Source organism: Microbacterium sp. (assembly GCF_036823965.1).
Lineage (GTDB): Bacteria > Actinomycetota > Actinomycetes > Actinomycetales > Microbacteriaceae > Microbacterium.
Genome location: NZ_DAITBE010000007.1, coordinates 231,295 through 231,623 on the forward strand (window position 1 = coordinate 231,295; position 329 = coordinate 231,623).

General features: G+C 65.3%; 1 pseudogene. It reads right to left on the minus strand.

What is annotated here, in order from left to right:
- A pseudogene (locus tag V7Z82_RS13670) lies at nt 1-247 on the minus strand (hypothetical protein); the annotation flags it as partial.
- Nucleotides 248-329 lie beyond the last annotated feature (82 nt).

Below are 329 nucleotides of genomic sequence, written 5' to 3' on the forward strand. Positions count from 1 at the left end.
GCGCGGCGTCACGGTTGTATCCGCCCTCGCGACGCGGAGCGGAATCACGGCTGCTGTCGCGGTTGTACCCACCCTCGCGACGAGGCGCGGAATCACGGCTGCTGTCGCGGTTGTAGCCGCCCTCGCGACGAGGCGCGGAGTCACGGTTGTTGTCGCGGCTGTTGGCGGGGCGTCCGCCAGAAGCGCGGTTGCCGCGCGGTCCGTTGTCGTCGTTGCGACGCGGACGGCGCTCTTCCTCTTCTGGCATGATGCTCCCTGTTCTTTTCGTGTAAACGCAAAATGGCCACCCATCGATGGGTGGCCATTTTGACTAAAAGGAGTCCGGCGGT